This is a genomic window from Niveispirillum sp., from assembly GCF_017996735.1.
In the GTDB taxonomy this organism is placed as follows: Bacteria; Pseudomonadota; Alphaproteobacteria; order Azospirillales; family Azospirillaceae; genus Niveispirillum.
Genome location: NZ_JAGOGJ010000102.1, coordinates 1 through 23,930, shown reverse-complemented (window position 1 = coordinate 23,930; position 23,930 = coordinate 1). Strand labels below are relative to the sequence as shown.

At 65.2% G+C, this 23,930-nt stretch carries 20 protein-coding genes; 6 read left to right on the top strand and 14 right to left on the bottom strand.

Going from position 1 to position 23,930, the window contains the following annotated elements; translation table 11 throughout:
* A partial coding sequence (locus KBA48_RS24210) for a glucoamylase family protein (protein WP_292911242.1) occupies nt 1-4,592 on the top strand: 4,592 nt, incomplete at its 5' end.
* Nucleotides 4,593-4,622: 30 nt separating this feature from the next.
* On the opposite strand, the gene KBA48_RS24205 is transcribed toward KBA48_RS24210, so the two are convergent.
* From KBA48_RS24205 to KBA48_RS24195, 3 genes are all read right to left on the bottom strand, one after another.
* A complete protein-coding gene (locus KBA48_RS24205) occupies nt 4,623-4,799 on the bottom strand; it encodes a hypothetical protein (protein ID WP_292911240.1) in 177 nt (58 codons plus the stop codon).
* Nucleotides 4,796-4,948 (bottom strand): DUF3309 family protein, encoded by a 153-nt coding sequence (locus KBA48_RS24200; protein ID WP_292911244.1) that lies wholly within the window; start codon nt 4,946-4,948, stop codon nt 4,796-4,798. The genes KBA48_RS24205 and KBA48_RS24200 overlap by 4 nt, the downstream gene beginning before the upstream one ends.
* Nucleotides 4,949-5,116: 168 nt before the next feature.
* Complete coding sequence (locus KBA48_RS24195; protein ID WP_292911238.1) at nt 5,117-5,269, bottom strand: hypothetical protein; 153 nt, start codon at nt 5,267-5,269, stop codon at nt 5,117-5,119.
* Between the two features lie 276 nt (nt 5,270-5,545).
* Between KBA48_RS24195 and KBA48_RS24190 the strand changes: the two genes are divergently transcribed.
* Nucleotides 5,546-5,974: a hypothetical protein gene (locus KBA48_RS24190; protein WP_292911236.1), complete on the top strand. Its 429-nt coding sequence runs from the start codon at nt 5,546-5,548 to the stop codon at nt 5,972-5,974.
* 32 nt (nt 5,975-6,006) lie between these two features.
* On the opposite strand, the gene KBA48_RS24185 is transcribed toward KBA48_RS24190, so the two are convergent.
* Nucleotides 6,007-10,323 carry a chemotaxis protein CheB gene (locus tag KBA48_RS24185; protein WP_292911234.1) on the bottom strand — a complete coding sequence of 1,439 codons (4,317 nt, stop codon included), beginning with the start codon at nt 10,321-10,323 and terminating at the stop codon, nt 6,007-6,009.
* 174 nt (nt 10,324-10,497) lie between these two features.
* Between KBA48_RS24185 and dps the strand changes: the two genes are divergently transcribed.
* Complete coding sequence (gene dps, locus KBA48_RS24180; protein ID WP_292911232.1) at nt 10,498-10,977, top strand: DNA starvation/stationary phase protection protein Dps; 480 nt, start codon at nt 10,498-10,500, stop codon at nt 10,975-10,977.
* Nucleotides 10,978-11,021: 44 nt separating this feature from the next.
* Nucleotides 11,022-11,486, top strand: coding sequence for a hypothetical protein (locus KBA48_RS24175; protein ID WP_292911230.1), 465 nt, complete (start codon nt 11,022-11,024; stop codon nt 11,484-11,486).
* A 37-nt stretch (nt 11,487-11,523) separates the two neighbouring features.
* On the opposite strand, the gene KBA48_RS24170 is transcribed toward KBA48_RS24175, so the two are convergent.
* The 7 genes from KBA48_RS24170 to KBA48_RS24140 form a co-directional block, all read right to left on the bottom strand.
* Nucleotides 11,524-11,997: a hypothetical protein gene (locus tag KBA48_RS24170; protein ID WP_292911228.1), complete on the bottom strand. Its 474-nt coding sequence runs from the start codon at nt 11,995-11,997 to the stop codon at nt 11,524-11,526.
* 12 nt (nt 11,998-12,009) lie between these two features.
* Nucleotides 12,010-12,888 carry an alpha/beta hydrolase gene (locus KBA48_RS24165; RefSeq protein ID WP_292911226.1) on the bottom strand — a complete coding sequence of 293 codons (879 nt, stop codon included), beginning with the start codon at nt 12,886-12,888 and terminating at the stop codon, nt 12,010-12,012.
* 12 nt (nt 12,889-12,900) lie between these two features.
* Nucleotides 12,901-13,536 carry an isochorismatase family cysteine hydrolase gene (locus KBA48_RS24160; protein WP_292911224.1) on the bottom strand — a complete coding sequence of 212 codons (636 nt, stop codon included), beginning with the start codon at nt 13,534-13,536 and terminating at the stop codon, nt 12,901-12,903.
* A gap of 97 nt (nt 13,537-13,633) precedes the next feature.
* Nucleotides 13,634-14,278, bottom strand: a complete 645-nt coding sequence (locus KBA48_RS24155; RefSeq protein WP_292911222.1) for a response regulator transcription factor — start codon at nt 14,276-14,278, stop codon at nt 13,634-13,636.
* An 88-nt stretch (nt 14,279-14,366) separates the two neighbouring features.
* Nucleotides 14,367-16,415 (bottom strand): PAS domain S-box protein, encoded by a 2,049-nt coding sequence (locus tag KBA48_RS24150; protein ID WP_292911220.1) that lies wholly within the window; start codon nt 16,413-16,415, stop codon nt 14,367-14,369.
* Nucleotides 16,412-16,801 carry a response regulator gene (locus KBA48_RS24145; RefSeq protein WP_292911218.1) on the bottom strand — a complete coding sequence of 130 codons (390 nt, stop codon included), beginning with the start codon at nt 16,799-16,801 and terminating at the stop codon, nt 16,412-16,414. The genes KBA48_RS24150 and KBA48_RS24145 overlap by 4 nt, the downstream gene beginning before the upstream one ends.
* 146 nt (nt 16,802-16,947) lie before the next feature.
* On the bottom strand, nt 16,948-18,102 hold the full coding sequence (locus KBA48_RS24140) for a cupin domain-containing protein (protein WP_292911216.1): 1,155 nt from the start codon (nt 18,100-18,102) through the stop codon (nt 16,948-16,950).
* Between the two features lie 128 nt (nt 18,103-18,230).
* Here KBA48_RS24140 and KBA48_RS24135 point away from each other — a divergent pair, with 128 nt between their 5' ends.
* Both KBA48_RS24135 and KBA48_RS24130 read left to right on the top strand, forming a co-directional pair.
* Entirely contained in the window at nt 18,231-19,157 is a 927-nt protein-coding gene (locus KBA48_RS24135) for a hypothetical protein (RefSeq protein ID WP_292911214.1), read from the top strand.
* On the top strand, nt 19,154-19,996 hold the full coding sequence (locus tag KBA48_RS24130) for a sulfotransferase domain-containing protein (RefSeq protein ID WP_292911212.1): 843 nt from the start codon (nt 19,154-19,156) through the stop codon (nt 19,994-19,996). Before KBA48_RS24135 ends, KBA48_RS24130 begins: the two co-directional genes overlap by 4 nt.
* 84 nt (nt 19,997-20,080) lie before the next feature.
* On the opposite strand, the gene KBA48_RS24125 is transcribed toward KBA48_RS24130, so the two are convergent.
* From KBA48_RS24125 to KBA48_RS24115, 3 genes are read right to left on the bottom strand one after another with little or no spacing between them, the layout of a single operon-like run.
* Complete coding sequence (locus KBA48_RS24125) at nt 20,081-21,526, bottom strand: DUF3526 domain-containing protein (RefSeq protein WP_292911210.1); 1,446 nt, start codon at nt 21,524-21,526, stop codon at nt 20,081-20,083.
* Nucleotides 21,527-21,560: 34 nt separating this feature from the next.
* Nucleotides 21,561-23,009, bottom strand: a complete 1,449-nt coding sequence (locus tag KBA48_RS24120) for an ABC transporter permease subunit (RefSeq protein ID WP_292911208.1) — start codon at nt 23,007-23,009, stop codon at nt 21,561-21,563.
* A 9-nt stretch (nt 23,010-23,018) separates the two neighbouring features.
* Nucleotides 23,019-23,729 (bottom strand): ATP-binding cassette domain-containing protein, encoded by a 711-nt coding sequence (locus KBA48_RS24115; protein ID WP_292911206.1) that lies wholly within the window; start codon nt 23,727-23,729, stop codon nt 23,019-23,021.
* Nucleotides 23,730-23,930 lie beyond the last annotated feature (201 nt).

Here is a 23,930-nt window from a genome sequence, read left to right as displayed (position 1 = left end):
GCTTTGTCGCCATTGCCAAGGGTGATATCCCGGCCCGCCACTGGTTCCGCCTGGGCCGCACGGTGGTGCCGGCCAACCAGGGTGCGGCGCTGGTTTCCTGGTCCGGGTCGATGTTCGAATATCTGATGCCGGCCCTGGTGATGCGGGCGCCGGGCGGAAGCCTGCTGGAACAGACCAGCCGGCTGATCGTCCACCGTCAGATCACCTATGCCGCCGGGCTGGGCGTGCCGTGGGGCATGTCGGAATCCGCCTATAATGCCCGCGACCTGGACCTGACCTATCAATATTCGAATTTCGGTGTCCCCGGTTTGGGCCTGAAACGTGGTCTGGCAGCGGAAACCGTGATCGCGCCCTATGCCACGATGCTGGCCGCCATGGTCGATCCATCCGCCGCAGCCGCCAATCTGCACCGGCTGCTGATGATGGGCGCCCGGGGGCGTTACGGGTATTTCGAGGCCCTGGACTTCACGCCCGCGCGCCTGCCCAAGGGACAGAGCGTGGCTCTTGTCCAGGCCTATATGGCGCATCACCAGGGAATGGCGATCGTCGCCATCGCCAATACCCTGCTGAACGGCATCATCCGGGCCCGGTTCCATGGCGAACCGATGGTGCGGGCCACCGAATTGCTGTTGCAGGAACGTATGCCGGTTGATGTGCCGATCATCCATCACTGGGCGGCCGGGGCGGATGCGCGCATCACAGGCCCCAGCAGCGAACCCTTGAGCGACCGGCATTTCACCCATCCGCATCAGGCCAACCCGGCCACCCTGCTGCTGTCCAACGGCCGGATGACGACGATGCTGACGGCGGCCGGGGCGGGCCAGACCCGGCGGGGCGCCATCGCCCTGACCCGCTGGCGCGAAGACCCGACCTGTGACAGCCACGGTCCCGGCATCTTCATTCGCGACCAGGATGACGGCGAGGTCTGGTCCGCGACCTATCACCCCTGCGGCATCGATCCCGACCGCTATGACGTCACCTTTCATGAGGATCGGGCGGAGTTCATCCGCCATGACGGCACCGTGACCACGGGGCTGGATATCCTGATCTCGGCCGAGGATGACGCGGAGGTGCGCCGGGTCACCCTCACCAATGACGGTCCCCAGACCCGGCATCTGGATGTCACCTCCTATCTGGAACTGGCGCTGTGCCCGCAGGCGGCCGATGTCGCCCATCCGGCCTTCGCCAAGCTGTTCGTGCAGACCGAATATCTGCCCGGCTGCGACGCGCTGATCGCCACGCGCCGCCGGCGCACCCCGGAGGAGGCTGAAATCTGGGTGGGCCATATGCTGGTGGTGGAGGGCGATGGCGCCGGCGAGAGCAGTTTTGAGACCGACCGCGCCCGTTTCCTGGGCCGGGGCCGAACCTTCCGTGACGCCGTTGCCATGGAGCCGGCGCATGTCCTGTCGGGCAGTACCGGTACCGTGCTGGACCCGGTCTTTGCCCTGCGCCATGCCATCCGGCTGGCACCGCAGGACACGGCGCGGCTGGCCTTCTGGACCCTGGCGGCCGACAGCCGCGCTGCCCTGCTGGACATGATCGACCGGCACCGGGACGTCACCGCCTATGCCCGCGCCGCCACCCTGGCCTGGACGCAGGCGCAGGTGCAGCGTCATCATCTGGGGATAAGGGCCGGCACCGCAGCCCTGTTCCAGCAACTGGCCGGGCATCTGGTCCATGCCACCCCGGCCCTGCGGCCACCTTCCGCCATCATCCAGAACGGTCTGGCCCCGCAATCCGATCTGTGGGCGCTGGGCATTTCCGGGGATCTGCCGATCCTGCTGTTGCGCGTCGCGGACAGCGATGATCTGGCCGTGGTGCGGGAGGGCCTGCTGGCCTTCGATTACTGGCGGATGAAGCGGTTCCCGGTCGATCTGGTCATCCTGAACGATCATCCCTCCTCCTACCTGCAGGAATTGCAGACGGCGCTGGAAACGCTGGTCCGGGTGAACCGCCCGCGTCAGCCGGCGGGACATGATGCGACACCCGGCAGTGTGCATCTGCTGCGTGCCGATCTGATCACCCCGCAGGCCCATGCCCTGTTGAACGCGGCGGCGCGGGTGGTGCTGGTCGCACGCAGGGGCGGCCTGTTCGACCAGTTGCAGCGGATCGGCGCGGACGCCCCGCCGCCGATCCCCGCCCCCCGGCGTCGGGCGGCGGCGGCCTTGCCGGCACAGGCGGAACATGACCTGGAGTTTTTCAACGGGATCGGCGGCTTTGCCCGGAACGCGAGCGAGTATGTCATCATCCAGGGGCCGGATCAGGTGACGCCCGCCCCCTGGATCAATGTCATCGCCAACCCGGATTTCGGGTTTCAGGTGTCGGCGGATGGCAATGGCTTCTGCTGGGCCGGCAACAGCCGGGAGAACCAGTTGACGCCCTGGTCCAACGATCCCGTCAGCGACCCGCCCGGCGACGCCTTCTATCTGCGGGACGAAGAGAATGGTGTGCTCTGGTCGCCGACCCCCAGCCCCATCCGCGACCCGGCCGCCCGCTATACCGCCCGCCATGGCTGGGGCTACAGCCGGTTCAGCCATCGCGCCAACGGCATTTCCAGTGATCTGCTGCTCTATGTGCCTATCGACGCGCCGGTACGCATCGCCCGGCTGACGTTGCACAACACCACGCACCGCCCCCGGTCCCTGACGGCGACGGCCTATGTGGAATGGGTGCTGGGTCCGTCACGCGACGGCACCCGCGCCTTTGTGACCACCGCCATCGATGCCGCCACGGGCGCCCTGTTCGCCCGCAATCCCTGGAACCGCGATGTCGGCGGACATGTCGCCTTTGCCGACTGGTGCGGCCGGCAAACGGACTGGACCGGCGACCGGCGTGAATTTATCGGGCGCAACGGCACGCTGGCCCAGCCGCTGGCGCTGACCGGCACGGGTCCCCTGTCCAAGCGGGTGGGGGCGGGCCTTGATCCCTGCGGCGTCCTGCGGACCCGGATCGATCTGCCGCCCGACGGGCGGATGGAAATCGTGTTCCTGCTGGGTCAGGCGGATAATGCCGATGCCGCCCGCGCCCTGGTCACCCGATACCGGGAGGCCGATCTGGATGCCGTCATGGGAGCGGTCAGTCAGCAATGGCGGCAGATCCTGGGCAAGGTGCAGGTCACCACGCCCGACCGGTCGCTGGATATCATGCTGAATGGCTGGCTGCTGTATCAGACGCTGGCCTGTCGCTTCTGGGCGCGGTCCGCCTTCTATCAGGCCAGCGGCGCCTATGGTTTCCGCGACCAGTTACAGGACGGCATGGCGCTGGCCGGTACCCGCCCCGACCTGACGCGCACCCATCTTCTGCGCGCGGCCGGGCGGCAGTTCGTGGAAGGCGATGTACAGCATTGGTGGTTGCCGCCATCCGGTCGCGGCGTGCGCACGCGCATTTCCGACGACCGGGTCTGGCTGGCCTATGCCGCCGCCCATTATGTCGATGCCACAGGCGACCTGCCGGTGCTGGACGAACGGCTGGGTTTCCTGGAGGGGTCCCGGCTGCATGAAGGGGAGCATGACAGCTTTTTCCACCCGTCCCCAAGCGAGGAAAGCGCCAGCCTGTTCGAGCATTGCGCCCGCGCCCTGGATGCCAGCCTGGCCATGGGGCCGCATGGCCTGCCCCTGATGGGCACGGGCGACTGGAATGACGGCATGAACCGTGTCGGCGAAGGCGGGCATGGGGAAAGTGTCTGGCTGGGCTGGCTGCTGTTTACCACGCTGATGCGCTTCGCCGATCTGGCCGAGGCCCGCGACGACAGGCGTGCCGGTGACTGGCGCCGGCAGGCGGCCGCGTTGCGGACGGCCTTGAACCGTGAAGGCTGGGACGGTGACTGGTACCGGCGCGGCTATTTCGATGACGGAACACCGCTGGGATCGGCCCTGCGGGAGGAATGCCGGATCGATGCCATCGCGCAAAGCTGGGCCGTGCTGTCCGGTGCGGGTGATCCCGACAAGGCGGCCCGGGCCATGCTGGCGGTCGAAACCCACCTGATCCGCAAGGCGGACGGCCTGGCCCTGCTGTTCACCCCGCCCTTCGTGCAGAGCCAGCCCGATCCCGGCTATGTTCAGGCCTATCCGGCGGGCATCCGCGAGAATGGCGGGCAATATACGCACGCCGCCCTCTGGTCCGTCATGGCCCTGGCGGGGCTGGGCCGCAACCGGCAGGCGGCGGACCTGCTGCATATGCTGAACCCCATCAACCATACGCGGAACGACGAGGCGGCGCGGCGTTACCGGCTGGAACCTTATGCGGTTGCCGCCGACATCTATTCCGTGGCGCCGCATGTGGGGCGTGGCGGCTGGGGATGGTATACGGGGGCGGCCGGCTGGATGCAGCGGGCAGGCATGGAGGCCATCCTGGGCCTGCGCCAACAGGGTGACCAGTTGCTCATCGACCCGCACCTGCCGCCCGACTGGCCGGAGGTGCGCATCGCCTTCCGCCATGGCACGGCGCGGTATGAAATCCATATCGAAAACCGGGAGGGCGACCGCTGGGGCGGTGCGTCCATCCAGGTTGACGGAAAAATACTGGAAGGGGGAAGGCCCGTGGATCTGCTGGATGACGGGATCACCCACCGGGTACTGGTGCGGCCGGGGTGACCGGAAGGCACCCGGCGATAACTCCGGATTTTACCGGACCCGTGGACCGATTGCAGGAATGTGCGCCTGCACGGTCTGTGCGACAGTGGGGCCGGGTACGGCCCGCAGCGGTGCGGCCGCGAACATCATGACGAACTGCCACGGCAGCAGCGTCAGTTCGCGGGCGGTCTCGGCCGGCACGTCGGGCAAGATGCCGTCATCGGTCATATCCGTCCCAGCAGAAGCAGGATCACGACGATGATCAGGACAAGGCCCAGACCGCTGCTGGGATAATAGCCCCAGCCGGCGCTGTGCGACCAGCGTGGCAGGGAACCGATCAGCATCACGATGATGATGATCAGCAGAATGAGGCCCAAGCTCATGAAACTCTCCTTGTTGCCGTCCACCGGCCAGGACCGGGTGACCGCCGCCCTTGACGGATGACACAGGGTCAATCCGCGTCTTCATCGTCGGGCAGGTTCTTCGGCGATAAAAAAACGCCCGTGCCCGGAGGGGCGCCGGGGCACGGGCGCTGCCAGCAAGCGCTACTTCTTCTTCGCGGGCTTGGCATTCTTGTCGGCCTCATTCCGGCCGGCCGGCGTCGTCGCCGGTTTCTGACCGGAACCATGGTCCGTCTTTCCGGCAGTGGCCACCGGCGCGGTGGGCTTCCTGGCGAAGAGAGTATTGGGTTTCTGCATGATCTTTTCCTCTGTCCTGCCGCCCCGGAACGGGGCGCGGTCGATTGATGAGATGAACAATAAACCCACCCCCAATCGATAAATCATTTTAACAGGCCAAATAGATGACAAATAGGATCGGACTCTACCTATGATCACAGGGGGCCGATTTTTCGTGTAAAATATTTATATATAACCCATTGAACATGATATTGTCTTGATATCGTCGGGTTGTGTGTCGTGATTCTGGAATATTTTGGAACCAAACACCTTCCCCGCCAAATGAAAGGCAAACCGATGTCGAGCCGTATGACGCGCGAGACCATCAATTTCCACCAACCCTTCATTCTGCCCGAACTGCCGGACCCGCTGCCGGCCGGGCGCTATGAGGTGGAGTTGGAGGAAGAGCGCATGGAGGGATTGTCCTTTACCGCCTGGCGCGTCGTGCGGACGACATTGCGGCATATCGGGGCGGCGAACGGGCTGTCCTTCGCTCTGGATGTCGGGGCGGAAACCTTGCGGGCGGCCATCGCCAGCAATGAAGCCCATCCGTCCGCACCACCCCCGCCAGAGCCCGAGCCTGTGCCCCCCGCCGCCGCGGCAGCACCGGCGGACCGGCAGGAGCCTCCGCGCACCTGGCGCGACCTGATCATCCCGCCCGTCGTTGTTCCGGCCGCGATCGGCCTGGCCGTCATCGCCGCCTTCATCCTGGGACCGTTTCAATGATGGCCGTTCCTGCCGGGGACACCCTATCCGGTTCAATCACTGGCCGGTGAGATATTCCAGTCGGCCAGCATGGCGATCCGCGCCAGGGCGGGGATGGACCGCGCGCCGGTCCGGCGCATGATGGCGGCGCGGTGATGTTCCACGGTTCGCTGGCTGATGCCCAGATCGGCGGCGATATTCTTGCTGGGATGACCGGCCAGCACCATGGTCATGACCTGCCGCTGCCGCGTCGTCAGGCCGGCAATATGCTGGGCGGCATCCATATGCCACGCGGCCAGTTTGCTTCCGTCCTCCGCCCTTTCCAGCGCCAGCCGGATGCTGGCCACCAGATCGGCGCGGCTGACGGGCTTTTCGATGAAATCGGCCGCACCCGCCCGCATGGCGGCCACGGCCACGGGCACGTCGCTGCTGCCGGTCATGACGATGGCCGGGGTCTTGACGCCGGTCTGCCGCAGATGGTGCAGCAGGTCAATCCCCCCCAAGCCCGGCAGATAGGCGTCGATCAGCAGGCATTCCGGTCCCGCTGGTCGCGGCGCGGCCAGGAAATCCTCCGCACTGGCATGATCGATCAGATGCCAGCCCTGTCCTTCCAGGGCCTGGTGGATGCTGTCGCACAGCAGGGCGTCGTCATCGATGATGTGAAGGGTGATGACGGACGAGGCCTTGTCATCCGCTTCCGACATCCGCGCCACCAGCGGCGGCACAGCCAGCAGCCGCTGCACCGCGCGAAGCAGGGTGGAAGGATTGACGGGCTTGTGCAGTTGCAGTTCGTTGCGCAGCGCGATGGCGCGCAACGTCTCCGTAGAGATATCCGCCGTCAGCAGCAGACCGGGAACGGCGCGATGCAGGTCGCGACGCAGGACTGTCAACAGATCCAGACCGTTGGTCCCGCCCGGCAGATTAAAATCGACCAGCAGCAGGTCGGGCCGGAAAGACTCCGCCGTCACCTGACGCACCGCCGACGCCGCATCGACCGCCAGCAGCACACGGTGGCCGGCATCGCGCAACACCATGCCCAGCAGGTCGCCCACCTCCGGATCATCCTCCACGATCAGGATGTTACCCGGTATGGCGACATCCTTATCCATACCGTCCGGCGCGGCTGGCAAAGGCGCCACCCCGGCCCGGGGATCGGAAAAGATATCGATGGCGAAGACCGACCCCTTGCCCGGCATCGACCGTACCCGCACGGGATGGCCCAGAAGCCCGCTCAACCGGCGTACGATGGACAGACCCAGCCCCAGACCGTTGCCGGGCTTCCCATCCGCCTGGGGTATCTGGTGATGTTCCTCGAAAATCGCCTGCTGTTCGGCTTCCTGCACGCCAATGCCCGTATCCCAGATCTCAACGCTGATCCCGCCCGCCCGACGCCGGCAACCCAGCAGTACCTTGCCTTGGCGCGTATATTTCAGTGCATTGGACAGCAGGTTGCGGATCATTTGTTCCAGCAGGCGCCGGTCGCTGAAAATCTGGGCACCGCAGGGGACCATGCGAAGAACCAGGCCGCGTGCGTGGGCGTGATAACTGAATTCGTCCCGCATCCGGGTCAGAAGGTCGTTGATGGGAAAGCGCGAAAGGTCGGTGGCGATGACGCCGGCCTCGATCTGGTTGATGTCCAGCAGGGCGTTCAGCATGCCGGACATGGCGCCGATGGTTTCCCCGATCCGATCCAGCAATTCCCGGTCCTTTTCCGCCCGGACCCGGCCCGCCAGGATGCCCTGCAGCAGGATCAGGGTTTGCAGAGGCTGGCGCAGGTCGTGGCTGGCGGCGGCCAGGAAGTGCGACTTGCCCTGATTCGCCAGTTCGGCCTGTCGTTTGGCGATCCGCAACGCATCGGCCACCCGCCGCCGCTCGGTGATATCGACAAAGGTGATGACGACCCCTGCCACATGATCGTCGCGCGTCCGATAGGGCAATACCCGGCGCAGATACCACGCCCCGCTTCGCGCCTCGATCTCCCGTTCCAGGGGCACGCGTGAGACCAGCACCGATTGCGCGTCCGCGAACAAGGCGCCATCCGCGGCCAGCGAGCTGAGATCGGCGAGCGGGCGTCCGACGTCCGCAGGAAGGATACTGAACAGCGACCGTGTCGCGGGGGTGAAAAAACGGATGGCCAGTTCCGGGTCGAGGAAGATGGTGGCCACATCTGTGCTGTAGAGGACATTTTGCAGATCGTTCGATGTGGTGCGCTGCCGGTCCAGGGTTTCCTGCAACTGGCTGTTCAGGGCCGTCAGCTCCTCATTCAGCGATTGCAGCTCCTCCTTGGAGGTCAGCAATTCCTCATTGGCGGACTGGTATTCCTCGTTGATGGACAAGGCTTCCTGGGTGATCGCCTTCTGCTCCTCCCCGGCCAGTTCCAGGTTGCGGATGGCCGCTTCCAGCTCTGCGCGTGTATGGTCCAGTTCGCGGGCCAGACTGCTGGCCTCGCCGTCCGCGGGTTGGGGGGGGCGGCCATCTTCTTCCGCCCCCGGCCGGGCACGGTCGATGAAGCAGACCAGCATCAACTCCTCGCCCTCATGCGTGACGGGAAGCACGGCGATGCTGAAATCCAGGGAGGCGCCATCGCGGGAGATCTGCCCGCCTGGGATCACGATCCGGGTCTGTTCCTGACGGGCCCGCTGGATGGCGGCGCGCAGTTTCACCGACAGGCCGGGCGGCGTCATGGCCAGCAGATCCTGGGTCGGATGACCTGGCGGCACCCGCAGGAAATGGTCGGTCGGCCCCAGGGAATAAAGGCAGTCATGGCTGCGGTTGATCAGGATCGCCGCCGGGGCATAATCGCGCATCACCATCTGCCGGCACAGGTCCGCCAAGGCCGCCTGCCGCGAAAGGCCCGGCCCGGTGCCGATGCGGGGACCCGCGCGGACACCGTCCCCGGCACTCATCAGAAAGCTGAAATCGCCGGGACGGCTGCGACCGACATGGCGGAACAGACGGGCCGGCTTCGACACGATCTCGAACCGGTCCGAGGCCGCCGGCACCACGGTTTCCGCCCCGCCCAGCAGCAGGAACCCGCCATCACGCAGGGCGAAATGGAACAGGGCCAGCACGCGCGCCTGCGCCTCCGGCATCAGATAGATCAGAAGATTGCGGCAGGAGATGAAGTCCAGACGTGAAAAGGGCGGGTCGGCCAGCACATCCTGGACCGTGAACACCACATGGGAACGCAGGTCCTGCGTCACCCTGTACCCCCCTTCGTCGGCGACGAAATACCGTGCCAGCCGTTCGGCGGAGACATTCTCGGTAATCCCGGCGGGATACCATCCGTCACGCGCCGTGATGACGGCATCGGGATCGACGTCGGAGGCGAAAAGCTGCAGCTTCATCGTCATCCCGGCCAAGGCAATCTGTTCCAGGAACAGGATGGCCAGCGAATAGGTTTCCTCCCCCGTGCTGCACCCGGCCACCCACAGGCGCAGGTGATTGTCCGCCGACCGGCCCCGGATCAGGCCGGGAACCACGGTTGTGGCCAGAAGCTCGAACACCTTCGGGTCGCGGAAAAATTCCGTGACATTGATCAGCATGTCCTTGGCCAGATTGTCGCGTTCCGCCGCATCACGGCGCAGCAGATCCAGATAGTCCGGCAGACCGTCGGCGGCGATGCCCGCCATCGACATGCGCCGGTCGATACGCCGCCGCAGCGTGCCCTGCTTGTAGAGCGTGAAGTCATAGGGGGTATGGGTACGCAGCAGGTCGATGATGGAGGCCAGCCCGCCATCCGGGCTTAGGGAAAGGTTCTTGTCCGGACGGGGACGGTTGCGGATGATGTCGGGCATGGCGGTGACGGGAACAACATGATCCACCAGCCCGGTGGCCATGGCACTGCGGGGCATGCCCTCATACCCGGCCTCTGCCGGTTCCTGTACGATCACCAGGCCGCCCGCCGCCTTCACGGCACGCAAACCCTGGCTGCCATCCGCGCCCGTACCCGACAGGACGACGCAAACCACCCGGTCCCTCAGATCCCGCGCCAGGGAGGCCAGCAGGAAGTCGAAAGGCAGACGTGTCCCCTGCCCCCGCGTCGGGGAGGTCAGGTGCAGATGCCCATCGGCGATGGACAGATAGGCGCCGGGTGGTATGACCAGGATATGACCGGGAAGCAATTCCATGCCCTCGGTCACCTGCTTGACGGCAAGTTCCGTGCGTCCAGCCAGAAGATCGACCAGCAGACTGTCATGGTTGGGGTCCAGGTGCTGAACCAGGATATAGCAAGCCCCCCCGCCATCGCCCAGCGCCTCCACAAACCGGGTTGCCGCCTCCAGACCGCCAGCGGATGCGCCGATGGCAACAACATCGATGGCGGGACGGCGCGCACTGTCGCCGTCTGATTTCGGGTCTGGAGACGGCATGGGAAGGTCACCGATCTAATGTTTTCTAAAAATCAACTTAGAATAACATGAATACTAAATAAGCATACGATGAATAAAGATTCTGAATTACCGCTTTTGGATTTAGGTAGTTTCCGAACCTTATACCCGTCGATGTCCCTATTTATGATAAAATTCGACAACGGGAGGTCGATCATGCACCACACCCACAATACCCTGCCGGAAAATATTCGCGGTCAGTCGGTGGAACTGCTCAACCGGCATTTGGCGGCGGCCATTGATCTGCATGCGCAGGTCAAACAGGCGCACTGGAATGTGCGGGGCAGCGGATTTTCCGCTGTGCATGAACTGTTTGATAATGCCGCCATCGAGGTGGAGACCTATTCGGACCTGATTGCCGAACGGACGGCCGCCCTGGGCGGCACAGCCCACGGCACCGTCCAATTGGCGGCCGAAAGGTCGTTTCTTGTGCCCTATCCATTGGGGGTGGCGGAGGCGCGGCAGCATATCTTCGCCCTGTCGCAGGCGGTTTCCGCCTTTGGCCAGTCGATCCGCGAAGCCATCGCCCTGTCCACCACCCATGGCGATCCCGTCACGGCGGACCTGTTCACCAAGGTTGCAGGCGGCATGGATCGGCAGCTCTGGCTGATCGAATCCCATGCGGTCCGGCCATGAGCCGCACCGTACCGCCAACGGGGCAGCCAATGGGGGGGCCGCCAATGGGGCCGACCGACGGGGATGACGCACTTTCCAGATGGGATAACGAAGGTGGGGCGACGTCCCGGCCCGGTGCCGGCCGCCGCCTGCGCTTCCTGATCGTTTCCGCCGATCCGCAGATTTCCCTGTCGCTGGCCGCCGCGCTTGACGGGATCGGGCATCAGGCCTGTGCCCTGGCCCTGACAAACGATCAGGCCGCACGGTCCGCCCGCACTTGTCACCCCGATATGATCATCGCCGATGCCTATCTGGAGGATGACGAGCGGTTGACGGGCATGGCCCCCATGATGCGGGCGCTGTTCGTGCCCTGCATGGTCAATGCGGGCGGACCGGCCCCGCATTCGTTGTTGCGTCCCGGCGCTGTGGTTCTGCGCCGGCCCTTCCGGGTCAGCGACCTGACCCGCGCCATCCGGTTGACGCTGGAAAATCCCGGGGCAAGTTCAACCGCTTATCACGACACCCCCTGATGGCGGCGCCCATGCCACGCCGCCGCCCCGGCCCCGTTCAGGCCGGTATCGGCCGCCGCCGGATGGCGAGCCAGCCCAACGCCACAAACCCCAGCAGCAGCGCGCCCTGTGCCATGGCAAAGGGCGGTTCGCTGCCCGTCGGCGCCAGATTGTTCAGCGCCGTGATCTTCTGAAAAGCCTGCACCACCGCCACAAAGCAGTTGAGGTACAGCGCGACGCTGGCCGTCACCAGATAGGTCACGGGCCAGCGCCGGATATGCGCCGCCACGGCCAGGGCCAGCACCGCCAGCGACAGGGCCCCCACCCCCAGGGCGGGGGTGAAGGCCGTGATGGGAAACATGAAGCCCGTCACGGTAGTGGCGACGGTGGTGATCAGGAACACGGCGTTCCAGGCGGCCAGCCACCGCCCGCCAATGGCGGACAGCAGCCAGACCAGCCCCGTGGCGATCCCCACCAGGGAGATCACCACATGCAGCAGCGTGAAGGTTTCGATCGACAGTCCGAGCAGCATTCTTGTCTCCTGTCAGGCGGGGCGTGGATTGTTCTTCACAAAACTGGCGATCAGGTCGGCGCTCAGTTCCGGATACTGATGCTGGGGCCCGTGGCCGCATTCGGGCCAGGTGGCCACGAACAGGGTGGGCCAGAGATCGTTCATGGCGTACCAGTTCTCCACCGGGAACATGATGTCATGGTCGCCCGACAGGGCCAGGACGGGGATGTCAGTGGACCGGTAGAAGGCCTGGTAGGCGCCATCGGGGTCGGGAAAGGGCGTGGTCGGATCGGAGCTGGCGATCACCGACTGGATCATCACACCCGGCGGGGTGACGGCATCCACCACCGTGGAGCGCGCGGCGATACGCGCCACCGAGGCGTCACCCGCCGCACGCGATCGGGCGCTATCCGGCTCGAAGAACAGGATATATTCCTCCTCCATCCCATAATCCGGCTTGAAGGCGGTTTGCAGGAACAGCGGCTCCTGCGGCTTGACCATCAGGCCGGGCGGCATGGTGCCGATGGCCAGCACATGGCTGACCTTGGTCGGATGAAGGGCGGCGAAGACTTGCGCCGCGAACCCGCCCAGCGACCAGCCGGCAATGACCACCCGGCCAAGGCCCAGGCCCGTGACCAGATCATCCACATCCTTTGCCATGTCCTGCTTGGCATAGCTGGGCGTGCCCGTCGACAGGCCCAGGCCGGAATAGTCGAAAACGGTGACGGTGAAATCGCGGGCCAGCAGGTCCAGGAACAGCGGGTCCCAGCTATCCATCGTGCCCCGGAACCGGACACAGAGGACAAGGTCGGGCCCGTGCCCGAAGCGGCGATAGGCCAGGCTGCGTCCTCCCACCTCCACCGTGCGGTTGGGGGCGGTCAGGGCGGTGTGGTTAATGGAAAGCGTGTCCATGTCCAAATCTCCTCAGGTGTTCGGGATGGCCAGGGCGGCCACCAGTTCGGCGGTGGTCACGATGGCGTGGGCATAGGTGGGGCCGTTGATGTCGTGCGCGGCTCGCATGGCCTCCGGCCCGGCGGCGGCGGTGGCGTCGCGGACCAGGGTGACGTGGTAGCCCAGTTCCACGGCGAATCGGCCCGTACTTTCGATGCAGGTATTGGCGATCAGCCCGATCAGGATGACGCGGCTGATGCCCTTCTGCTTCAGCAGGAAATCCAGGTTGGTGTTGGCAAAGCCGCTGGAGCCCCAATGTTCGGTGGCCACCAGATCGCCCGGTTGCGGCGCGAAATCGGGATACCATTCCCCGCCCCAGCTACCGGCTTCGAACACCCTGTGCTGATATCCCCCCAGCAGATAGGGGTTGGGATGATCCCAGCCATCCAGGTCCCCCTCCTTCCAGCGGTGATGCGGGACGATGATGAGGGGCAGACCGGCGCCGCGTGCGGCGGCCACGGCCTTGCGCAGATTGTTCAGCAGGCCCAGTTCCGTTGCCACGGACGCGACCATGGGCCAGAGCTTGCCTTCCGGCGCCAGGAAATCATTGTACGGATCAACGAACAGCAGCGCGGTACGCGCCCTGTTGATCGGGTGGGTCGCCGACATCGGGATATCTCCGGTGATCGCTTGGCCCCCTCTATCGGGGTGTCGTTACGATGCGCCGGTTGATGCCGTTAACCAATTGTCCGTGGATGTAACCCGATCATACCTGCGTATAGGGGTTACTGCCCGATGGGCTGACCAGCTTCAGCGCCTCCGCCATGCGGACCAGATCGGCCAGGGTGCGGGCCCCCATCTTGCGCATGGCGGCACCCCGGTGGATCTTCACCGTGATCTCCGACAGGCCCAGGTCGCCCGCCACCTGCTTGTTCAACCGGCCGGCCGTGACCAGGGCCATCACCTGCCGTTCGCGGGGCGACAGCGTTTCGTAAAGGGAACGAAGCTGCGTCGCGGCCCCCCGCTCCGTCCGGCTGGCGCGGTCCTGTTCGATGGCGGCGGAAACGGCGTCCAGCAGATCCTGCTCGCGGAATGGCTTGGGCAGGAAATCCAGGGCGCCGGCCTTCATCGCCCGCACCGACATGGGAATGTCGCCATGGCCGGTCATGATGATGACGGGCAGGCAGATGCCCAGCCCCCGCAATTGCCCCTGGAAATCCAGCCCGCTGATGCCCGGCATGCGCACATCCAGCAGCAGACAGCCGGGCACGTCCGGACGCGGCGCCTCAAGGAAACTGCGCACGCTGTCATGGGCCATGGCGCCCAGCCCGACCGACCGGAACAGGCTGCCCAGCGCCTGACGAAGGGAGGCGTCGTCATCAATGATATGGACGATGGGTTCAGCCGTCATCAGGGCCGCTCCGGGAGTTTGACGGGGAAAAGGTTAAGCCGAGGAAACATTTGGCGCAAGGGAGAGGCGGACGAGATCCCGCCCGGGCCTATCCCCCCGCCGGGGTGTCGATCAGGCACGGCAGGGTGAACCAGAAGCGGGCGCCGCCGCCATCGGCGCGATTGCCGGCCTCCATACGGCCGCCATGCGCCTCGACGATGGAACGGCAGACGGCCAGTCCGATGCCCAGCCCCTCGCGCTTGGTCGTGAAAAAACTCTCGAACAGGCGCGGGGCGGTGGCGGGGTCCAGTCCGGGACCATTATCCTCCACAGTCACGCACAGCCCGTCCGGCCCGACGGGGTTGATGGCGATGGACAGGCGCGGCACCGGTGTCCCCGCCTCCGCCATGGCCTGCAAAGCGTTGACGGCCAGATTCACCACCACCTGCTGCACCTGGATACGATCCGCCGATACCAGGACCGGTCCCGGTGTGGGGCTGAACCGCAGTTCGACCTGCCTAGCCTGGAATTCGTGGCGCAGGAAATGCGTCGCCTCCTCCACCAGTTCATTCAGGTTGACGCGGACATGGTCGGCGCGGCGGTTGGCGGCCATGTCGCGCACCCGGGCTATGATGCCGGCCGCCCGTTGGGCGTCGGCCACCACGCGGCCCGCCAGATCGCGCACCTCGCCCAGATCCGGTTCCGTCCGGCCCAGCCAGCGCAGGCAGGCCGCCCCGCTGGCGGCGATGGCGGCCAGCGGCTGGTTGACCTCGTGCGCGATGGAGGCGGCCATTTCGCCCAGCATGGCGACGCGGCCGGCATGAGCCAGTTCGGCCTGCATCTGCTCCACCTTCGCCAGCGCGGCGACACGGTCGCCAATATCGACGAAGGCCACGATATTGGTGCCGCGCTCCAGGCTCGATGGCGGGAAGGCCACGGTGTAGAGGACGTCGATCTGCGCGCCGTCCAGCGCATCGACCTTGGTTTCCTCCGAATATCCCGGCTCCCCGCGCAGGCGGGCCAGGACCGTGCGGCGCACCGTCTCCGGCCTTGTGCGCCAGAAACATTCTATGGGCACCAGCATCTCCTCCCGCCGCGCCGCGCGGAAAAGCTGCTGGGCACGCGGGTTCACCTCGATCACGGGCGTGTTGCGCAGGATGTCGCGGATGAAGTCGAGATCGATATCCGCCTCGCTGCGCGGGGGCGGCCGGTCCCCGTAAAGCGCGGCCAGTTGGCCATTCATGTAGCGCAGGTCCAGTTGCCCCAGCGCCACGGGCATCTGGTCGAACAGTTCGCGGTAGCGCCGCTCGCTGCGCCGGGTTTCCTCCTCTGCCCGCCTGCGCTCGGTGATGTCGATGACGCCTACCAGCACATGGCCCCTGCCCTTATGTTCCTCCGGCCAGCAGACGGTGAACAGCACGTCGATGGGCTGGCCATCCAGCCGTGTCAGGGTGGTTTCGGTCGCATAACGATCCTGCCGGCGGGCCGCAGCGATCAGGCTTTGGGCAAAGACCTGTCGGCTTTGCGGGGGGAAGCACCAGGCGACATGGCCGCCCACGATCTCCTCCCGCCGGGTGGCGCCGAACAGGGACACGGCCTTGTCATTGACATCGACCACGCGCACGGCGCGCATGGCCTCGACGATCCAATCGGGATTTTCCGCCATGTGGCGGGGAAAATCGGTAATGCCGGCAGCCATCAGGTCGCCGATCATCAGGCGCACACGGCTGAAATCCATCTCCCAGAAGGCCGCCGCCATAGCCTGGAACAGGTTGCGGTAGCGATGTGCCGCCAGCCGCGTCTCCTGCTCCAGCAGCGACAGGGCGGAGATGTCGCGCCCCGTCTCCACGATGTCGACCGGCACGCCGGCGGCATCGCGGCGCAGGGTCCAGCGCACCTCCACCGACAATTCGCGCCCGTCGGCGGCGTGACGCGCCACCTCCCCCACCCAGGTGCCGGCAACCGGCAACCGCGCCTCGATATCGGCCATGGGGAACAGATGGCGCGTGGCCAGCAACATGTGCAGCGACCGGCCCAGCGCCTGGGCGGGCGGCCAGCCATACAGCCGTTCGGACGCGCGGTTCCACAGGGTGATGCGCCCCTGCATGTCGCGCACGATCAGGCTTTCCGTGATCAGGTCGGCGATATCGTCCATCATGGCCTGACCGCACCCTCAGCCGGTCCGATGGCCTCGGCCAGACAGGTGGCCAACTCCTCCGCGTCGAACGGCTTGTGCAGCAGGCGGAAGGGGCGGACGGCCGTGGCCCGGTCCAGCAGCGCCCGTTCCGTGCGGGCCGTCATCAGGATGACCGGCAGGCCGGGACGCCGGCCCGCCAGCGCCAGCCGCAGATCGATCCCCGACAGGCCCGGCATCTGGATGTCGGTGACGACACAATCGGCGCCGGCCAGATCGGCACTGGCCAGGAAATCCTCCGCCGAGCCGTGGGCCGTGGCACGATAACCGCAGGAACGCAGAAGGTTCACCAGCGCGGCGCACAGCGACGGATCATCATCGACAACGCAGACAAACAGGGGACTGGACACCGGGCGTCCTTCCAAGGGCGGAGGCAGGCCCCATGCTGGCACGGGTCGCGGGCCCTCGGAAATCATATCTAGGTGTTAGTGCGGCCTCTGCCCCGTGCGATCTTCAACCAGCAGCCACCCGTAACCCCCGGCACGGAGCCGGGCGATCACTCCACCAGCCCGATCTTCGCCAACTGCCCCACAATGGCGGCCACATCGACGCCGGGCATGGCCGCCGCCAATGCGCCGACACTGATGATTTCGGCTTCCTGCACGGCGGCCAGCACCCGGGATTGATCGGCGGTCAGGGTAAACTGATGCTTTCCCACATTGACCTTTCCCCCACCGGGCGGCAGATCGACCCGGCGCAGCAAGGCGGAACGGACCCTTGTGTCGGGCGGCACCGGGTGGGCCAGACCGAGATTGAGCGCCGGATCGAAATCCCGTTCGGCATGATCATGGGCGATGAAGCGGCGAAGATCCAGCCGATCGACCAGCCGGTGCAGACAGGCCCGCAAGGCCGCTTCCTGTGCGTCCAGTTCTTCCGGCGCAGCGAAGGGCAGGATGTCCCGCCGCAAAACCGCTTCGTCAGCCTGGGCCTCCTCTGCCAGCCAGGCCACCGCCTCATGCCCCAGCCTTGGTCTGAGGGCGATGGTGAGATGAACCGAATTCTCCCCCTGCACCACCGCCTTATGCACATCGCCGCGCGGCACGAACAGAATGTCGCCGGGAGACATCAGCACCTGTTCTTCCGCCACCGCCCCGGCGGCGATTCCCGGTTTGGGGAAGGCGGCAAAGCCGTTGACCGGATGGTCATGGGGATGACCGTAAAGCCACCAGCGCTTGTGCCCGGCGACCTGCAGCACCAGCACGTCATGATCGTCCCAATGGGCCTTGAACGCACTGTCGCGATTGAAGCTGATATAGGCATTGGTGTTGATCCCGCAGCCGAAGCGGCGTTCAAGCATCCGGTTGAGCTTTTCGATTTCCGGAACCAGCCGGCCGATCCGGTTCACCACCAGACTGACCCCCTGTTCGGCCAGGGCGTGGATGGAGGCGGGCATACGCTGGCGTTGACCTTCGGCCACGGAATAGACGGTCGACATCTCCAACGGCAGAAAACGGTTTTCCCTGGCCAGAACAATCTGACCATCGACCAGCGGTTTGGGGGTGACGATGCGGTTCAGCGTTGTCCAGGACAGCAAATCAGCGAAGGCATCGGGCCGGCCGGCGGCAAGATACAGCCTTTCGTGGCGTCGAATCGCCTGTTCCAGTCGTTCCGGATCATGAGGGTGGAGAAGCTGTGTTATGGTGTCGAACACGGGCCGAACCCTCCCCGGCGATATTGCAATGGACCATAAACAATGATCATACAGGGAACAACATTGACAGACCGCACGTTGCAAGATGTTTTGTCGCAATCTGGCGAGCAGGGCGGATAGTCATACCGATGACCGATGATTGCATGGCGTATGGATTGCGGATTCATACCCGAATCCCGCTGCCACAGACGCTGGCATGGAATGGCAGTGCGGGCCGTCCTCCCGATCTGGAGATCGACCGTGGTTCGGTTCCCGAACAATTGCCCGATCTGGTGCGGCACACGCCCTTTGTCCAGGTCAGCGCCGATGGCCGCCTGCGCTTCGCCATCGATGGCGTGCTATCGGTCCTGATCGAAAACGGACGACGGATAACTGTCGATACGGCATTGCCCGACGATGCCCCCGATTTGCCATCCATGCTGCTGGGACCGGCGCTGGGCATGGTTTTCCACCAGCGCGGCCTGACGCCGCTGCACGGGTCCTGCCTTGCCCTGCGCGGACAGGCCGTGGTGATCGCCGGGCCGTCGGGGGCGGGGAAATCCACCCTGGCCGCGGCCTTGCTGGCGCAGGGCCATCGGCTTCTGGCCGATGATCTCGCCATTTTCGAAACGGCAGCGGATGGCCGCCTGCTGGTGGTCCCCGGTTATCCCCAACAAAGGCTGTGGCGTGGCGCGCTGGAGGCGCTGGCCATCACGCCGGGCCGCCCCATCCGGTCAGCGGCGCGGCTGGGAAAATTCGAACGGCGGGTGCCGGAACTCTTTTATCCCGAACCATTGCCCCTGGCTGCCATTTGTCATCTGAGCGAAGCCGATCCGTCCAATCCGCCGGGGGTGAGCCTGTTGACCGGCGTGGAGGCGTTTGAAGCCACCCGGCGGAACATCTATCGCTTTCACATCGCCGCCCACCTGACCGCCATCCCCGACATGCTGCATCGGGTTGCCGGCATTGTGCGGCTGCCGCAATACCGGGTACGGCGCCCCGGCAATTTCACCGATCTGACGGCCTTTGCCGCCGCGATGCCGGCGGCCCTGGGGTTGGGAAGCGAGGCGCGGTGAAACCCCTGGTCTGGATCGCCTCTTATCCCAAATCGGGCAATACCTGGATGCGGCTGGCATTGACCAGCCTGTTGAATGGCGGTGCCGCCATCGACATCAACATGTCCCGGCGGCCCCGCGATGTCAGCTCCTTCAACCGCATGATTTTCGACGATCTGGTGGGTGTTGAATCCAGCGAGCTGACAGAGGATGAAATTCTTGCCGCCCGCCCGGCGGCATTCCGGCTATGGGCGGCGGAAGGCGGCGGCCCGCTTTTCCTGAAGGTGCATGAGGCCTATATCGACACGCCGAAGGGTGAACCGCTGTTCCCGGCGGATGTCAGCCGCGCTGCCATTCACATCGTGCGCGACCCCCGCGACGTGGCGGTGTCCACGGCCCGATCATATGGCAATGACATCGACACGGTTATCGCCCGCATGGCCAATCCCGGCCATGTCCAGTCATCGACCCGTCATCAGGTGAACCCGACCCTGCCCCAGCCCTTGTCAAGCTGGAGCGGCCATGCGGAAAGCTGGCTGGACCGGCCCCGCTTTCCCGTGCTGACCCTGCGGTATGAGGACATGCTGGAGGATATGGCGGCGGCACTGCGCCGGACCGCGGCCATCATCGGCATCACGACCGATGACGCAACCATCGACCGGGCCGTCATGGCCACCCGCTTCGACAGGTTGCGCCAGCAGGAAGAACAGCGGGGGTTTATCGAAAGCCGGACCCAATCCAGCGTATTCTTTTTTCGGCGCGGCATTGCCGGCGGCTGGCGGGATGAATTGACCCCGGCCCAGGCCGCCCGCATCGTCACCGACCACGGCCCCATGATGAAGAGGTTGGGGTATATATAACCCCGAAGCCGGGGAAGAAGGGTGACCATCCGCAGAAAACCCCGGCACAGTCACCTGCACCGGGGTTCCGTTGAAATGCAAAACCTAACGGCTGTCGCGGGGATAGACACGCAACAGGGCAAGCCCGGCCACCAGCGCCAGCGCGAACCAGGCCAGCACCCCGGTAAATTCCCGCAGCGCCCGGCCCATGATATCGGCATTGGCCTCCCGTCGATAAGTGAAGCGCGGCACCGACCGTAACTGTTCCAACGTCATGTAGCCGCTGTCGAACACGAAGGGCCGGAAATAATCCCGCCATTGCCCCTGATAGGCGACGACCTGCCGGTTATAGTCGGCGAAGGTTTCCGCACCATTTTCCGCCAGGTCGTTCAGCGCGGCCTGGGCGATGGTGGCGGGGCTCAGATATTTCAGGCGCAGGGTGAATTGCTGCTGCGCCGCCTTGCGCGCCTCGAACTCCTGGAAGATCGGGGCGGCCAGTTCCTCGCCCCGCTGTTCCAGGGGCATGGAACGGCGCAGGAATTCGATGGTCCCGGCTTCCAGCGCCTCCTCCTCCCCCTTGCGCAGCAGGTCGGCGTTGAAGATGCGGCCCTGGCCTGTCGCCTGGGCCCGCGCCGCCGCATCCCCCTCACGCAGGGACTGCACCATCTGAATACGCGAGGGCAGCGGGTAAAGCGACTTGGCCGCCAGATTCAACCCGGCCGGGATGACGATCACCAGTCCGATCCAGGTGGCCATCAGGGCCAGCGCGTTGGTGGCCGACCGCGCCCCCAGCGCATTGACCAGGATGGCCAGCCCGAACCAGAAGGCGCCATAGGCCGCAACGATGGCCATGAAAAGCGCGATGCGCGCCAGATCGGCACCACCCAGCATGTCGGAATTGCCGACCAGCAGCGCCGCCGCCGTGGTCAGCGTCCCGATGCCGATGATCAGCCCGCCGCGCAGCAGCACCTTGGCCATGACAAAGGTGGACAAGGACACGGGCTGCGACAGCAGCAGCGCCTGTGTGCCGCCCTCCCGCTCCGACGACAGCAGATTGTAGCTGAAGGCGATGATCAGCAGCGGGTAGAGATAGAGGATGACGAAGCTGAGATCGAAGGTACCGATCTCCAGCACGCGGGGGCTGGCGATCTCGTCCATGTTCGTCTGCTTGAACATGGGTTTCCACTGCACGCGCAGATAGGAGGGGGAAACGTCGCTCTGCCCCACGGCGATGGCGGCACTGGGTGATGGCGGCTTGGCCGCCATCTCGAACCCCATATGCCGGGCAAAGGCCCCGGCCACGCGGGCGTCGCCGGCGATCTGGTAGGGAAGACGGCCGTCCAGCATCCGCTCCACCATATCGGCGCGGGCATCGATGTTGGTGCTGGCCAGTTGCACGGCGGCACCGGTCCTGTCGGCCAGCGTGTGTTTCCACATCGTGCCGCTGAACACCGCATAGAGCAGCAGGATCAGATAGATGGGCAAGGCGATCAGCAAGGCGCGGTCGCGCGCCATCACCATCCATTCATGCGAAATGATTTTCCCGATCATCCGGGTTCTCCTGTTCCAGAATAGGCGGGAAAGCTCAGGCGACGCGGGGCGAGCGGCGCGCCAGGGCGCCCAGGCCCAGGATGCCCCCCATGAACCAGACCATCAGCAGCGCCAGCGGAACCAGATTGCGTTCCAGGATGGTGCCTGCCGTCGGCGGATCGAAATCGAAGGGCGGTATCCGCTGCCAGAGGTCGGCACTGGCCTGATAGCCCCATTCGGTGGAAAAGGTGGTCAGGCCCACGGCGTTGCGCATGATGTCGTCGTTCAGCACGCGGATCATCTCCCGCCGATAGGTTTCGCCGGCCTGGGAGAAATCGTTGGCAAATGCGATGTCGGTGCCGGAAAGGGCCGCCGACAGCGCCTTCATGGCCACGAAGGGGGACAGCAGGGCGAAGCTGTTCTGCAACGTCTCCTGCCGCTCGAACTGCTGTCGCACCGCGCCGTAATGGCGGTCGAACACGGCATTGCCGAAATCCTCCTCCTGCTGCATGGCATAGCCGATGAAGTTGAAGGGAAGGTCCTCGATCCGGTCGACATGATGCTGGCGCAGCAGGTCGTCGCGGAACTTCACATGATTGGGATGGGTCGGCTCATGCGCGCGGGGACCGGCCTGCAGGTCCTTGGCGATGGCGGACGACAGTTCGAACACCGACGGGGTCGGATAGGCACGCTTGGCCACCTCCGCCCCGATGCGCGGCGTCAGGATGGCCGCCACGATCCAGAAGGCCACCAGCGCCACCAGGGCCGAGGCGGAGGACCGCGAGGCCAGCGAGGCGGACAGCGCGATACAGATCAGCGTGGCGAAAAACATCAGGTAGCAGCCGGCCAGGAGGGCGACTTTCAGGCCCAGGCCGGCAATCTCATGCGGGTCGCCCTGCTGCGTCATGAACCAGGCCGCCGCGCCGCCGACCAGGATGGCGGGCACGAACACGGTGCCGATGGCCAGCGCCATGCCCAGGGCCTTGCCCCAGACCAGGGTTCTTTGCGGCACGCCGATGCTGAGCAACTGCCGGAAGGTGCCTTCCTCCCGCTCCGCCGCGATCAGGCCGAACCCCATCAGGAAGACCAGCATCGGCACCAGGATCTGCAAAACCCTGGCGCCCGACAGATCGCCGAAGCGCTGTAAGGCCGTGGCGTCGGCTGCCGGCTTGTAGCTGCTCTGGTTTTCCTTGTGCGCCTCCAGCAATTGCAGCACGCCGGTATAATCATCATAACCGGGGTCGAACAACGCCAGCGGCGTGGCCGGCTTGAAGGCGTAGACGCCGTAATGGCCGGCGGAATGCGGGTTCTTCTTGCCCTGTTCCAGCCAGGCGGAGCGGTCCTCCTGCTCCGCCGCCAGCCGCTGGGCGCGGTTGTCGGCATAGCGCTGGGCACCGAAGCCCATGGCCGATACCAGCAGCACGACCAGGATCAGGGCCGACCAGATGAACCGGCCGTCCCGGCGGATTTCCTTGAATTCCTTCAGTGCGACGAGTGTGATCACGGCCGCACCTCAATGCATGTGGCGCAGATACAGCGCCTCAAGGTCGGTGTGGCCAATCTGCGATGTCTCGATCTCGTCCACCAGTTCGCCCAGGCGCATGATGCCGGCGCGCGTGCCAACCTCCTTCACCCGGAACAGGTCGTGCGTGGCCATCAGCACGGCCACACCATCGGCGCTCAGGTTGCGCAGCAGGTCGGAGAATTCGTTCGACGCCTTGGGGTCCAGGCCGGAGGTCGGCTCGTCCAGCAGCAGCACCTTGGCCTTCTTGGCCAGCGCGATGGCGATGCCCACCTTCTGGCGCATGCCCTTGGAATAGCCCTGGATGCGGCTGTGGGTGGCGAAGTCGGGCAGGCCGGCACGGCGCAGGAAGCCCAGATAATCCGCCTCGCTGTAATCATCATGCCCAGCCAGCGCCGTGAAATAGCGCAAATTCTCCATGCCTGTGAGATTGCGGTACAGCATGACGATTTCCGGGATATAGGCGAGGCGGCGCTTGGTCTCCACCGGGTTCTCGGACACCACCATCCCGTCGATCCGCGCCTGTCCCGAACTGGGCCGGATAAAATCCAGGAACAGGTTGATCGTGGTGCTTTTCCCGGCGCCATTGGCGCCGAGAAGGCAATAGATCTCGCCCTCCTCCACCTTCAGGTTCAGTCCCTTCAAGGCGACCTTGCTGCCATACTCCTTGCGTAAAGAGACGGCCTCCAACATTGCTGCCATTGTTCAAAGTCCCTGTTCAATATTGTTATGATGATTGAACATCCGGGCAGGCTCCCGCCTTTCAGGACCTGGAGATTTCCCATGCACCTCCGGGTGGAAGGAAAAACTAGGGGCGGCCGGCGGGGAATGGCGGTTTCAAAAAAAGGGGCCAGGCCCCCATGGATGGGGGCCTGCCGCCGATGCGGCAGACAGGCCTAAACC